Raw genomic sequence first — 12,143 nt, forward strand, 5'->3', positions numbered from 1 at the left:
GCCGGTATATGTTCATTATCGCTTATGGGTTATTTCCAAATCTATAGCTTGTGAGCAACCTGTCGATTTCGACGCCTAACCTGCCAATTTACTGTACGAAGTGAATCAAATCAACGCAAAGAAACCGTTCTTCGTCCGAAATGGAGGGATCACCCAACCATTTACGAAAAGAACGGTCTCTATGTCATTCATTATAACTACGGAGCAGTCCAGCATCCGCTTATTCAAGTGAGGGCTGTGACAGCCCTCACCTATAAGAAATTCACGGTATGCCCTACCGCAGCTTACAGCGAACCAGCGGCAAGCCGCTGGATCGAATCTGCTACAGCAGTTCTTTGCGCAGCTGCTCCGGTGACTTCGGTGAGAGCAGGCCAAACGGGATATCGAAGACGGTGTACGCACCGGACTCTCCCTTTTGTGCCAGGCGGTATGCCGCACGGGCATAGGCAACCAGCACGCTGGCCGTGAATTCCGGATTACTGTCCAGCTTCAGGCCGAACTCGATGATCTGGGTATTCCCCTCACCTGTCCGTCCGCTCCGGATAACATGGCCGCCATGCGGCATAGTTCCATGCTCTGCGGCTAGTGTCTCTTCACTTACAAAGTGAACCACAGTCTCATAATCGGCAAAGTAGTTCGGCATAGTACGGATGGTCTCCGCAATCGCTTCACGATCCGCGCCTTCTTCAGCCACTACGTAACATTCACGCAGGTGCTTGTCACGGGTAGACAGCTCCGGGTTCTCCCCACTGCGTACCCGCGCCACCGCTTCCTCACGAGGAATGGTGTACTGGATGCCGTTCTTGACGCCTTGAACACGGCGAATAGCATCGGAATGGCCCTGGCTTACGCCTTTGCCCCAGAAGGTGAACTCGTTACCTTCCGGCAGCACGGCTTCCGCGAGCAGACGGTTCAGGGAGAACAAGCCCGGATCCCAACCGGTAGAAATGACGCTGACCGTTCCCGCCGTACGGGCACTTGCCTGTACTTCCTCATAATACTCGGGAATCCGCGCATGGGTATCGAAGCTGTCAACCGTATGGAACAGCTTCGCCAGAGCCGGACCTTGCTCCGGCAGGTCTGTCGCGGAGCCGCCGCACAGGATCAGCACATCGATTTTTCCTTTATAAGACTCAATATCGTTAATGGACACCATCTGTGTGCCCGACTCTAGTGTTTGGGGATCGCGGCGCGTAAAAATCGCTTCCAGTCGAAGATCAGGATTCTGCCGGATTGCCGCCTCGACGCCACGTCCAAGATTGCCGTAGCCAACGATGCCGATAGAAATAGGTTGGGTCATGGTTATCGTGTCCTCCATTTCAAGTTATGCGGGATTAGATCCAACCGCGTGCGCTCATTGCTTCGCTGATCCGTTTGATGGAGATCATGAAAGCAGCCGTACGCAGATCGGTGCCATGCTCACGGGATAGGGCACGAACTTCATCATAAGAAGCGTACATCCGTTGTGACAGGCGCTCCAATACTTCTTCTTCCGTCCAGTAGAAGTTAGCCAGGTTCTGTACCCACTCGAAGTACGATACAGTAACGCCGCCTGCGTTCGCCAGGATATCAGGAATAACGAGCACGCCTTTCTCCTGCAGAATCTTGTCTGCTTCTGGAGTTGTAGGTCCGTTAGCCGCTTCAGCGATGATGCGGGCTTTGATGTTAGATGCGTTGGCGCCAGTAATTACGTTCTCAAGTGCCGCCGGGATAAGAATATCAACATCCAGCTCAAGCAGCTCTTCATTCGTAATCAGGTAGGATTGACCGTAGTCTGCCAGCTTGGCGTTGTCTTTGAGCTCGTACACTTTCTGCAAGTCAAGACCTTCCGCCTGATACAAGCCCGCTCTGGAGTCGCTGACTGCAACCACTTTACAGCCTTGTTCAGCCAACAGACGGGCAGCAATACGTCCAGCGTTACCGAAGCCTTGTACCGCAACTGTTGCGCCTTCTGGAGAAATGTTAAGCTCCTTGAGTGCAGCGAGTACAGTATATACACAGCCTTGTGCTGTCGCTTCATTCCGTCCTTTGGATCCGCCAAGGATAAGCGGTTTGCCTGTAATGATGCCTGGCGTGTTAACGCCTTTCAGGCGGCTGTATGTATCCATCATCCAGCCCATAATCTCTGGTGTTGTGTAGACATCCGGTGCCGGGATATCTTTGTCCGGTCCGATGAAATCAGCGATAGCTTCCATGAAGCCGCGGCTGACGCGTTCCACTTCGCCCTTGCTCATTGTGCGCGGGTCACAGATTACTCCGCCCTTGCCGCCGCCGTAAGGAAGGCCAACAACGCCGCATTTGAAGGACATCCACATGGACAATGCCTTAACTTCGTCCAGTGTAACGTCCGGGTGGAAGCGGATTCCGCCTTTGCCTGGACCTACAGCATCATTGTGCTGGGAACGGTAGCCTTCGAACACGACCACGCTGCCGTCATCCATCTTCACAGGGAAGTTCACGGTCAATACACGTTTAGGTCTTTTCAGGATATCGGTAACATGCTTCGGAAGATTCAAATAAGAAGCTGCCTCATCAATTTGTTTTTGTACAATTTCAAAGGGGTTTAAGGTCTCTTGTACTTGCTCTACGTTCTCTCTAATGCTCATAAGCTATCAGCCCTTTCATCCATCTAATTTTTTCGATTCACCGCTTTAAAGAGGTCAAAATACATCTTACATCATACGTTAGTTTAGTAAAAGACTTTTTTCGTTGAAATCAGTGAATCTTTTCCATCAGGTTGATACAAAAGATTTATCAGTTACTTGAAGGAATAGTGCACGGATACTTAATTTCAATGTTAATTCTACCCTAATAAGGGCCAAGGTAACGGTTTTTACAGTTGATAACCCGGATATATGATTGTTGATTGGATCGGTGCTCGCAAGAGTATCACCATCGTGATTAGCGTATTTGCTGTTATATTGTGTTTATTACCATTAACAACTTCTTAATCTTCTTATTCATTCTAATGATGATCGTTGGGGAGCACTCACTCAGGTGGAGCTTGGCGCCCCCTCAACAAAGCTATTTGTTGGTATTTCACTTTGGGTCAGCAATTGGCGGATTGGTATTAAACCAAACTGGCTTGTATTCCAGTACAGCTTGGTTTGGGAGTGGAATTGTCATAATTGCGTATCAAGAGAGCACAAGGCTTCGGGCTAGGATAGGGAAAAACTGTGGAGGCACACCCATCAGTACTCGTCCGTATAGCTCTAGTCCAGTCGACGCTGTAGTCAGCGCATGATTGGAGCCGCCTCTGATGTCCCGGAATATTTGAGATAAGCGGTTGGAATCGGCAATCACACTTCCTCCGCTCTCTGCCATTAGCATATCTACGGCTTCCCAGCACAGCATGGCTGCATAGGTCATATCTGTCTGCACCTGTGCCGATTCCTTTAGACTAAACGGTGCTGTATTCTGCACATGACGCTCCAAATTGTCAATGGTTCGACTGATATGAAGATGAGCGGATTCGACCTTCATAGCCGCAAGTCCCACTTTATATTGGATATGGCCCACTGCAGCTTGAGAGCTATGGACAGTCATCGCAATTCCCTTGTGAGGTGCTTTCTGGGCAAAATACTCGACAGCCCCTCTAGCGAGTCCGAGAATCGCGCTTATTCCCGTTGTGATGCTGAGAATGAGCTGTGAGTAAGGCTTGTATCTGTCACGTCCTGCCAGTTCGGCGGGCTGCCAGTCTCCCTGATGGGTGATGGTGATGACATGTCTATCAGGTATAAACACATTTTTGAGTTCCAGACTATTACTTGCGGATCCTTTCAGACTCATCGTATACCAATCGTCAACGATTGTGACCTCACTCATGGGTACAACGGCCAGCATCTCCTCCAAAGCCCTGCCTTCTTGCATGGATTTGGCGTCCTTGAGGCTTAACAGGGCATGGGTTGCATGCTCTGAACCTGAACCGAACCCCCAAAAGCCCTCCTCTACCAAATACCCTCCTTCTACTTTCTTCACGACCGCTTTACGTGCTAACAAGACAGAACAGAATCGCATCTCCTCTACCTGGTTATAGATTGACTCTAATACGTCCGAAGCTAATGATAGGGATGCGTTATAGTTATTTCCGTTAATAATTTGAACGACCCAGCCAACAGAACCATTCCCCTTAGCCACCTCGGAAATAATCTCGACCATAGCACGAATGCTAACCTCATGCCCCCCGTACTCCTTCGGTGTGCCAAGCTTAAACAGCCCCGCATCCGATATTTTCTGAATTACTTCATCAGGAATACGTCGTTCTTCATCGATCATAGTGCCGAACTTCTGCAGATAGGGAACTAACTCGGTAGCACTCTGAAGCAATTGCTGTTCAAAAGCAGTAAGTTGGCATTCAGTACTTAAATTGGCCATTGAAATCCACTCCTTAATTATACATCTGTATATTTAAGATGCATTTATACAATAAATGGTATAATGTATAATTAATTTCAACAACCGATAAAATCTTAAGTTTGTCGATAAACGATACAGAAAGAGGAATCTGTCATGGACAATACAACAACTGAAGATCTTCGGGTCCGAAGAACTCACAAGCTGTTATACAACGCTCTGTTAGAGTTAATGGAGAAACAGCCGTTCGGGAATATAACGGTGAAGCAGATCTGTGATCTAGCGATGGTACATCGAACTACTTTCTACACGCACTTCCAGGATAAATTCGACTTGCTTTCACGCGCTATGCAGCAAATTGCGGAGGAAGAATTTAAGGGCATTGCCGATATATCCTTTTCTCCATCCGATAATTTTAGAGAGTTATTCTCTTTGGCAACGAAACATAAGAAGCTTTTCTCCATTCTGTTAGCCGAAGAGAGGGATTCTTTGAGAAATCTGTTACGAAGAGAGATGGGGAGGGGTATCAGGGAATACTTGACCAAGCATAATTCGATTGAAGAGAATTCCATCGATATGCAAATTAAGATAGAGGCTTACATCGGAGCCGTGCTTGGTGTGATCACCTGGTGGATTGAGAGCAACATGCCGATCGACCACGAAGAGTTGTATGAAAAAATGAATATCTTCTCAGAGTGGAAGTTTGCAGATTAACTTCGTATTTTCTCACCGTGAGTGACTGTTCTATCCTCAGTACTTCAGTGAGTAGTGGCAGCCTATGGGGGCCGGCTGCCGCTTTAGAAGGATTGACTTAGAGCCGGTCGCTCGTATTCGGACTACCATCTTCGCAATCGGTTCGGTAGATGCAACTTGAAAAGGACTCCCTGAGCAATAGCTCAAGAGAGTCCTAGACGTTGAAGCCTATTCGTTAATAAATTTAACCACTTTCAGCATTCTTTCCAGCATAACCGTTCCTTCGGCGCGAGTCGCAGGGGCTCCAGGATGGAGCAATCCGCGCTCATCCCCTTTCAAAATCCCGAGCTGAACTGCCGCGGAGATCGATGGAGCGGCCCAAGCTGAAATGCTGTTCTTATCCGCAAACGATAAAGTCGTTGTCGAATTCGGTACGGAAGCTCCGGCAAATTTCAAAGCACGTTCAAAGATAGCAGCCATCTGCTCACGGGTAATGCGATCTCCAGGCTTGAACTGATCACCTTCGCCTTTAATCAACCCCGCGGATACAGCAATACCTACTTCTTTGTAGAACCAATCCGTCTCCTTCACATCCTTAAAAGATGTAGTTCCGGTACTATCCGATAACCCGAGTGCTCTAACTACCAAACTAGTAAATTCGGCACGAGTTATGTTCAGTTGAGGCCCGAATTTCGTATCCGTTATACCATTAACAAGTAAATGAGAGGCCATCTTGGAGATATTTGCTTCGGCCCAATGACCTTTAATATCAGCAAAAGATTTGGTTCCTGACACCACCGCATACGTGCTGTTGCTCGTGCGATTAATCACGGCTGAGAAACCTGTTGCATCCTTGGTAAAGTAGGTTGGAACCGGAATCAGACTGCCATCCTCATTCACCTTAACAGCTACAGCTTGAGAAGTATCGATCGTTCCACCGATATGAATAGAACGCTGCACATAGATATTGTTGAAGTTGTCGATTTCTTGTCTGGTTCCGTCAGCCTTTACCAGCTCCACGGTGAAGGTTGTCGGCGAACCAAGCAGCGCTAACCCTTTGCCAACAGTCTTCTCGCGAATTTGGTTCTGCTTCTCATCATTGACCTGAGATACGGTTACCACAATCGTATCGAGTTGGCTGCTGCCCAATGCTTTGAGCGGCAGATGATATCCACCAAATGGAGTTGCAACCAGGATGGAGGCCTCGGTGCCCCCCTTCTCTACAATGGCCTTCGACACATCTGCAGGAATGGACACAGCCACCGCCTTAGATTCTTTCACCTCTGGAATGGAGATAACAAATGCCTTAGCGTTCTCTTTGCCGCTTTGAATACCGGCGATTGCCTTCTTACTATCCAGTACGACTTGAGACAATCCGGCAGCAGCCGGTTGAACAGTCACTGCTGAGGAGAGATCGTTAACAACCGTGCCCGCTGGAAGCATTGGATTATTCAATCCTACAGCGGGCGGGTTGGTACTTCCCCCCGGATTCGATGGTGTGGTAGTTGAACCACCTCCGTCACCGCTTCCACCTCCACTACTAGGTGGCGCAGTCACGTTAAAGCTGGCTGTCTTCACATTGGTTCCCTGTCCCGCTACGACCGTATATTGTCCCGCAGGCCACTTCGAATCATTGGCCGGTATGGTTATCGTGTCCTGATAGGCTCCATCCACCACATCCACGACATCGAAGAACAGGTTCAATTGGTTCGGTCCAATGACTTTGATACTGACCGATGACAACGTGGAGACGCCGGAGATCACCAGTGAACTTCCCTGAACCACACTCGCCGGAACCTGTACGCTAAGGTCCATTACCGACTGCTGGACTGGGGCGGCATATGCCGCCGAGGCGCCTGTCATAGCGACCGCGAGGGATATTGATAGAGTTGCTAATATTTTTTTGGGCACGGCAGAATTCCTCGACTTTCTATATTATTTATTCTGAAGCACTAACGGTTCTGCCAGCACATTGCCAATATTCGTGGTGCTGCTGATATCATAAGCATCCACAACGAACACTTTCAGCTTGTAGTTGCTGCCGCCGGCAACATTGAAGAATGTCGAAACGTCCTGAGCCGCTGAACCGGATGCGCCAACCGCATTGATGCCTACAGGCTTATTGCCGTCCATCAGCATGAAGATAACGACCTTATTCGCAATGTCTGATCCAAGCGGAGTTGGCGCTACATTTACGGATGCCGATACGCCGGCTGTGGTGCTGAACGACTTTTTCGTAACTGTGAATGCGTCACCGAGCTGCAAATCCGGCACGTTATCGATGAGAAGATTCTCATCAGAAAGCGTCTGGGAATTCGCCAGAATGGTCAGTTGGGTCGTATGGTTCCCGTTAGCAGCTTTCAGCGTGTAGGTACCTCTTGGTACTTCGAAATAGTAATGTGCTTTGTCAGCATCCGCAGCCGCAATTAGTCCATAGTTGCCATGCTCCGATTGCTTTTCCTCGCCGAAAGCCGCAGTTAACACGTTACCATTGGCGTCTGTCAAGCTTACCGTTGTACCCCCTGGCTGAGATCCATTTAAGGTTACATCCCCAGTGATGTAGTGTTTGTGCTGCTCGTCTTGCCCTTCTCTCTGCAGATCTGCCTTAAATACCGCTGTGCCGCCTGGAATGTAAGGTACTGTCCAAGATAAGTTGGGATCTGCTCCCCATACAGGCTTATTCTTATCATCCACCCGGTTAGCCTTAAACTCATAAGTTGCGGTTGCTGTCAAATTCAGAGTTGTTTGCCAATGGCCATCGCCCAGATACTTCATAGCTGCACCGGCGGTAGGATTCCAGTTGCCCATTGCTCCAGTGTTGCCCACAAGAGATACCTTTGCATTTGGGTCCTTCTGTGGATCATAGATATTAATCGTGACCCGCTGCTGAGGCAATTCGCCTAGCCTGAGCGTTGTTACAAATGGATCCAGCAGGTTAGTGGGTGTACCATCTGCTTTTACAACGTTCTGCAGACGCAGTAATGTGAAGATGCCATAGTTATAATCATTTACAACATCATAAATCGTCTTGAATCCCTCGGCATTGCCCACCGGCAGCGCGTTCTCGCCTTCCAGTGCAATACCTTTCTCTCTTGCCAATTCCGAGACCTTAGCGATCAGATCCTGAGGTCTGCTATAATTTTCAGGCTCCCCATCCTTTGGCTTGTTCCCCTCATTCGTCATTTCCAGCATGGTAAAAGTGAGATCGACCCCCTTTTCCTGGTACAGGTCAAGCAATCGGGAATAATCATACAGCCCAGCCGCATGTTCAGCAGAATGAGGCGCATCGGGATTGCTGTACTGCCAATGGATTCCCGGAATCTTCGCGCTCAATGGAATTTCGTCATAAGATTTAAGCGCTGTTTGAGCTGCTTCGATAACTTTCGTGAAATGGTTCTCCAGCGTGGACTGATACCAACTCAGAAAGTCCTTACCGTAAGTTGTTGTATCTACCTTCTTGGCATAAAAATCATCGCCATTCGCTGGAGGCTGGACTTCAGTGAAGGATGCGAGATTAGTTCCCCATGCACTGTTAAGTGCTTCAATATCTGTGTATTTCACCTGCATCTTCTTCTGGAAATCGGCAACCGCCGCTCCGGAATAGGCTTGGAACAAGCCGCGCGATGGATACTGCCATTTATCAGCAAAATTATAACTTGGATATCTGAGCTCGCCGGCTGGTCCAAGTCCGATATGGAGTTTTTCAAAAGAAGATTTGAATTCCGTCATGTTCGCAGCAAACGATGCGAAAGCGCCTGCATATAGATCAACTGCCCCGTCGTACCAAGGTGCTATGTATTCATTGTCATAATAGTCCGATTCTGACTTGTACTGCATTTGCTCTTTGTCGTCAAGTTCCCAGACCCATTCAGGAAGCGGATAAAAACAGTCATCCCCTACGTTCCCGCCGCACTGATGGAAGGAGAAGATCGGAGAGATTTTCAATCCGGCTTTCGTGATGTGCCCAAAGAGCTCCTTATAGTAGCTCCAGTCATACTCCCCTTGCTTCTTAGGTTCGAAGTGATGCCACCACATGTCCACCTCTACCCCGTAGACCCCCCTGCTCTTCAAGGTAGCCATCTGTTTATCGAAGGCCGTAAAGTCAGTTACATCCTCCAAATTAAGCATGACAACAATCTTTGTATCGCTGCTTGCGTTAGTAACCGGTGTTGGCAGAATGCTGCCAAAGAACATCATAAAGGTTAATAGGAAGGCCACAATAAACTGAACAGGCCTTAAACGCCGGGTATTTTGAAATAACACTCCATCATCTCCTCATTCATTTCAATTGTCTGACTGATCTAAGAGCAGCCTGCTTACTGGAAGTAATCACACGGCCTAGTGGACGTCATACGATCTACTTCAGCGAACGCAATCGTTTGCATTTATAGGCAGCCCAAATGATAACGCATTCAAAAAAATGATTCTGCTTACTTATCTAACTCGCAATTCCTCTATGGTACTCGTTGAATACGGTTCGCTGTTCCCCCCTTAGACATTATTTGAGCACCCTATTTGTTGGAACAATCACACTGTCTACTGGCTGCAGCTTATCTTCTCCGAGAAAAGTGCAATCGTTTTCATGAATAGGTGGCCTTAGATAAGTCCCTCTTAAAAATAAGCTGATCTGTGTAAACGCATTCAAAACATACAGCATATAGCGTTAGTAGGGACAGGAAAAATCTTCCCCTATGAACCGAATTATATGAAAACTATTTTTCTATGTCAACGAATATTCTTAAGCCGACTTAAATCTATGACTTCTCTCCTTGACATCAGCGTCACGGCGGTAATATGATGACTATGGTCAATAAATGACCAGGGTCACAATAAGTAAGGGGGTGACAGCATGTTAAGAGAAGCGCGTAAGAAAGAATTAAAAGAACAGATTTTTCTACAAGCCCTCCAGCTCTTTAGTGAAAAGGGATTTGAACAGGTTACAGTGCAGGAGATCACATCCAGGTGCGGCATTGGCAAGGGAACCTTCTTCAATTATTTTGCGAGGAAAGAAGATATCTTGCTGTATCTTGGGGAATCCCAGATCGACTTGTTACAGCAGAGTATGGAGAAGCACCGGAATGTGGAGCATCCCAAAGCGCAGATTGCGAACGTGTTATGCGATCTGCTTCACAACTTCTCCACACACAGCGAGCTTATGAGACTGGTTACGATGGAGATTCTGAAGTCGGTACATCTGACGGGCCAAGAATCCGCAAGCGTTCTTCAGTTGCATCAGCAGCTGGCAGGCATGATCGGCAGTGCCAAGGACAGCGGGAAGCTGGACAGCCGCTGGGCACCGGAAGTGATCGCTTCGACGGTTGTCGGAGTGTACTTCCATACCATCCTGTCATCGACACTGCTGGAAGGTCAACATACAACCTTAACCGACGCATTCAGACAACAGCTGGATGTCGTATGGGACGGTATTGATGGTACATAGGAGGCTGAGCTAATCCATGTCACAGACCATTCTGATCATAGGCGGCGGGATCGCAGGTCTATGCGCCGCGGTCACCTTGCAGCATATAGGCATGAAAGTGAAGGTATACGAGAGAAGCCCTGAACCAGCCGCTGTCGGCGCGGGGATCATTATCGCCCCCAATGCTCTGCAAGCACTAGAGCCCTACGGAATATCAAGCGAGATCATTCGTCAAGGCTGTCCAAGCGGCGGCTTCCAGCTGTTATCCGATCGGGGCCGGCCTATCTCGAAGCTTGCTGTACCCCCGGAGTACGGCAGCTTATATTCCCTCCACCGCAAGGACCTGCATCATATTCTATTATCTGCGCTTCCTCCCGGCACTGTTGAATGGGGCAAGTCATTAGTACAGCTTGAGCAGAAAGATACCCACGTACAGGCTGTGTTCCATGACGGCAGTCAAGCGGAAGGTGATCTGGTAGTCGCTGCGGATGGCATTCACTCCAGTATTCGCAAGCAGCTTGTTCCCAAGGACACCTATCGTTATGCCGGCTATACCTGCTGGCGTGGTATCGTACCCGGTGACGGCCTGCCGGGTCTATCCGATCACTTCATTGAGACGTGGGGAACGAAAGGCCGCTTCGGCATTGTCCCGCTTCCCGGCAACCAGGTCTATTGGTATGGACTCATCAATGCCCGCCAAAATGACCCCCGCGTAGCGAAGTATACTTCAGAGGACTTGCATCACCTGTTCAAGGACTATCATGATCCCATACCAGATCTGCTGCTAAGAACGGCACCTCATGACATCATCCATCGGGATATCGTTGATATTACGCCAATGGAGCGCTTTTACTCCGATCGGGTTGTTGTAATCGGCGATGCGGCTCATGCGATTACACCGAATATGGGACAGGGAGCCTGTCAGGCCATTGAGGATGCGCGTACTCTCGCGGAATGCCTTCATGTACAGCCTAATTACCAGCAGGCATTCGCCGATTACGATGCCAGACGCAGACAGAGAATTGAGCACATCTCGAACCAATCCTGGAGAATTGGACAAATGGCTCAATCGCAAAGCATCTTATTCACCCGGATTCGAAATCAACTAATGAGGTATGCCCCCAAGAGCGTAGGCCGAAGCCAAGCCCGGAGCATATACCAGTTCCGTCTCTAACTGGATCCCGAATGACCTGACACCGGGTGCAGTTCAGCTATCGGCTCTCATCGACGAAGAAGGCGCCCAAACCGGGCGCCTTCTTCAATGCATTCATCCTCCACCCTGCCTCTATTTATCATTTCCGTATGAGGATCCAAGCCTGCGGTATGCACAGCCAGAACCCCGAGGCCGGCATGGCCGCGGCTCCAACCACACACAACAGAAGCAGCATCCAGCCCAGAGCCGGGGGCGGTGAAATCTCTCTTTTCCGGACCAGCCAATCCGTTATATAGCCGAGCATAATTAGCAAGAAGCCGAACATCAAGAACCAGAACGAGGTCAGCCGCTCCCACTGTCCCTCTTGAACCGTGTTCCATATCCCTTCGGAGAAGATTGGAGTTAGAAGCTTCATATAAATGGCCAGCCCCACTCCTGTATGAAGCAGTCCGGTCAATATTAAGAGTATGCCGACTTGTCGTTTGACTCTGTTGAATGTCATTACGTTCCTCACCCTTATCCTAT

9 protein-coding genes are annotated in these 12,143 nt (G+C 48.9%); 3 read left to right on the top strand and 6 right to left on the bottom strand.

All coding sequences use genetic code 11. The annotated features are described in order from the left end of the window. Window positions 1–322: 322 nt before the first annotated feature. From LDO05_RS18300 to LDO05_RS18310, 3 genes are all read right to left on the bottom strand, one after another. A complete protein-coding gene (locus LDO05_RS18300; RefSeq protein WP_251376736.1) occupies window positions 323–1,300 on the bottom strand; it encodes a diaminopimelate dehydrogenase in 978 nt (325 codons plus the stop codon). 34 nt (window positions 1,301–1,334) lie between these two features. Further along, entirely contained in the window at window positions 1,335–2,606 is a 1,272-nt protein-coding gene (locus tag LDO05_RS18305) for a Glu/Leu/Phe/Val family dehydrogenase (protein WP_251376737.1), read from the bottom strand. 529 nt (window positions 2,607–3,135) lie between these two features. After that, window positions 3,136–4,374, bottom strand: coding sequence for an acyl-CoA dehydrogenase family protein (locus tag LDO05_RS18310; RefSeq protein WP_251376738.1), 1,239 nt, complete (start codon window positions 4,372–4,374; stop codon window positions 3,136–3,138). A 135-nt stretch (window positions 4,375–4,509) separates the two neighbouring features. On the opposite strand from LDO05_RS18310, the gene LDO05_RS18315 reads away from it, so the two are divergent. Next, entirely contained in the window at window positions 4,510–5,067 is a 558-nt protein-coding gene (locus tag LDO05_RS18315; RefSeq protein WP_251376739.1) for a TetR/AcrR family transcriptional regulator, read from the top strand. A gap of 207 nt (window positions 5,068–5,274) precedes the next feature. On the opposite strand, the gene LDO05_RS18320 is transcribed toward LDO05_RS18315, so the two are convergent. Beyond that, on the bottom strand, window positions 5,275–6,909 hold the full coding sequence (locus LDO05_RS18320; protein WP_251376740.1) for an S-layer homology domain-containing protein: 1,635 nt from the start codon (window positions 6,907–6,909) through the stop codon (window positions 5,275–5,277). 72 nt (window positions 6,910–6,981) lie between these two features. Continuing rightward, window positions 6,982–9,309, bottom strand: coding sequence for a family 14 glycosylhydrolase (locus LDO05_RS18325; RefSeq protein WP_251376741.1), 2,328 nt, complete (start codon window positions 9,307–9,309; stop codon window positions 6,982–6,984). A gap of 586 nt (window positions 9,310–9,895) precedes the next feature. On the opposite strand from LDO05_RS18325, the gene LDO05_RS18330 reads away from it, so the two are divergent. Further along, a complete protein-coding gene (locus tag LDO05_RS18330; RefSeq protein WP_251376742.1) occupies window positions 9,896–10,486 on the top strand; it encodes a TetR/AcrR family transcriptional regulator in 591 nt (196 codons plus the stop codon). Between the two features lie 16 nt (window positions 10,487–10,502). Continuing rightward, a complete protein-coding gene (locus tag LDO05_RS18335; protein WP_251376743.1) occupies window positions 10,503–11,639 on the top strand; it encodes an FAD-dependent monooxygenase in 1,137 nt (378 codons plus the stop codon). A gap of 118 nt (window positions 11,640–11,757) precedes the next feature. On the opposite strand, the gene LDO05_RS18340 is transcribed toward LDO05_RS18335, so the two are convergent. Then, complete coding sequence (locus tag LDO05_RS18340) at window positions 11,758–12,120, bottom strand: DUF6463 family protein (protein ID WP_251376744.1); 363 nt, start codon at window positions 12,118–12,120, stop codon at window positions 11,758–11,760. Window positions 12,121–12,143: the final 23 nt, after the last annotated feature.

Source organism: Paenibacillus sp. YPG26, from assembly GCF_023704175.1.
Taxonomy (GTDB): Bacteria; Bacillota; Bacilli; order Paenibacillales; family Paenibacillaceae; genus Fontibacillus.

Coding starts and splice junctions, on each gene's coding strand:
- LDO05_RS18300 (WP_251376736.1), bottom strand. CDS start 1,300: ATGACCCAACCTATTTCTATCGGCATCGTTGGCTACGGCAATCTTGGA.
- LDO05_RS18305 (WP_251376737.1), bottom strand. CDS start 2,606: ATGAGCATTAGAGAGAACGTAGAGCAAGTACAAGAGACCTTAAACCCC.
- LDO05_RS18310 (WP_251376738.1), bottom strand. CDS start 4,374: ATGGCCAATTTAAGTACTGAATGCCAACTTACTGCTTTTGAACAGCAA.
- LDO05_RS18315 (WP_251376739.1), top strand. CDS start 4,510: ATGGACAATACAACAACTGAAGATCTTCGGGTCCGAAGAACTCACAAG.
- LDO05_RS18320 (WP_251376740.1), bottom strand. CDS start 6,909: ATGACAGGCGCCTCGGCGGCATATGCCGCCCCAGTCCAGCAGTCGGTA.
- LDO05_RS18330 (WP_251376742.1), top strand. CDS start 9,896: ATGTTAAGAGAAGCGCGTAAGAAAGAATTAAAAGAACAGATTTTTCTA.
- LDO05_RS18335 (WP_251376743.1), top strand. CDS start 10,503: ATGTCACAGACCATTCTGATCATAGGCGGCGGGATCGCAGGTCTATGC.
- LDO05_RS18340 (WP_251376744.1), bottom strand. CDS start 12,120: ATGACATTCAACAGAGTCAAACGACAAGTCGGCATACTCTTAATATTG.